General features: G+C 70.6%; 3 protein-coding genes. All 3 read right to left on the reverse strand.

Annotated elements, in window-relative coordinates; translation table 11 throughout:
* Nucleotides 1-387: BlaI/MecI/CopY family transcriptional regulator (locus AOK00_RS35725; RefSeq protein WP_107097530.1), on the reverse strand; the 387-nt coding region annotated here is incomplete at its 3' end.
* Nucleotides 388-513: 126 nt separating this feature from the next.
* On the reverse strand, nt 514-696 hold the full coding sequence (locus AOK00_RS35730; protein WP_055604259.1) for a hypothetical protein: 183 nt from the start codon (nt 694-696) through the stop codon (nt 514-516).
* Between the two features lie 14 nt (nt 697-710).
* Nucleotides 711-1,289, reverse strand: a complete 579-nt coding sequence (locus AOK00_RS35735) for a hypothetical protein (protein WP_173861742.1) — start codon at nt 1,287-1,289, stop codon at nt 711-713.
* Nucleotides 1,290-1,420: the final 131 nt, after the last annotated feature.

The following is a 1,420-nucleotide window of genomic DNA, read 5'->3' on the forward strand; positions in this document are numbered from 1 at the left end:
GGCGGGGGCGGGGTCGGGAAGCGGGTTGTCGCGCTGGACGATACGGATGGCGTCGTTCAGGGCTTCACGCTGGTCCTGCGACATCATCCCGAAGAAGGCGACGAGCGCGGCGGCGGGGTTGTCGCTCTGCGCCCATCCCTCGTTCATCAGCGCGGCCGCGTAAGCGGCGCGGGTGGAGACCGCCGTATATCGATAGGCACGGCCTTCGACTTCTCTGCGGACCCAGCCCTTCTGATGGAGATTGTCCATGACGGTCATGACGGTGGTGTAGGCGATGGACCGTTCCTGCTGAAGGTCCTCGAGAACTTCTCGGACGGTCACCGGACGGTTCCATTGCCAGACGCGCGTCATGACGGCGTCTTCGAGCTCTCCCAAAGGACGGGGCACAACGTCACTTTAGTGCGCAAAGAGTCGTTAACGGGCCATTGAGGGATGGAAACGCAAAAAAGGACGTACGACCTCGACGGGTCGTACGTCCCTGGTACCGCGGTGGTTCGTGGTCCGCGCCGGACCTCAGTCCCGGCGGCCGTTGTCCGCCGACTGGCGCACGGCCTCGGCACGGGCGATCGCGGCGTCCACGATCGCGTCCTCCTTGGCCTTGTTCGGCCCGCCCTGGCTCTTGATGATGATCGCGACGACACCGAAGAAGAAGATGGCCATCACGATGGGCGGCACGAGCGCGGATACGTAGTCCATGGCGACCAGACTAGCTATCCGGCGACCCGCTCCTCCGGCGGGGGCGGGGGTACGGGCCTCCGGCGTGGCGGGAAGACCTCGGACGGCTTGGGCACCGGACGCTCGGCCGGGGCCGGCGGTGTCGGCTTGGGCTCGTCGGCCGCCGCACGCCCGCCGGGGAGGGCCAGCAGCCGGGCTCTGGCGCCCCGGGTGGCTGCGACGGGGGTGGTGGTGGCCTGGGAGACCCGGGCCAGGCGCGCGCGCACCGAGCGCTCGGCGAGGATCTGGCAGCGGGCGAGGAGCGCGGCGGCCGCGGGGTTGCGGCGCAGCGCGCGCAGGGCGGCGAGGTCGTCCGCCGCGGGGTCGTACCCGGCGGCGAGGGCGTCCTGGAGGAGCCCCAGATAGCCGCTGAGCGACCCGGGCAGCGCCTGGCGATAGCGGGCCAGGTCGTCGAGGAGGAAGGCGCGCAGTCGGCCTGCCTCGCGCACGGCCTCGTCCACGGCTTCGGCCAGGAGCAGTGCGTCCTGGACGTCCTCGTCCTGAAGGGGGGCGGGGTGGAGGGCGACGGCGAGGGCACGGCGGAGCACACGCAGCTCGTCCGCGCTGAACGCCATGCCGCCGCGGGATCCGTATGGCGTGGGCATGGGCCGACGATACGCGCTAATCGGACAATTTCCTCTTAGCGATCATTCCGGCGCGCCGATCACGGCCGGGGGCCGAGGTCGGGAAGCGACGGGGCGGGGAC

It is taken from the genome of Streptomyces aureus (assembly GCF_001418135.1).
Classification (GTDB): Bacteria; Actinomycetota; Actinomycetes; order Streptomycetales; family Streptomycetaceae; genus Streptomyces; species Streptomyces aureus_A.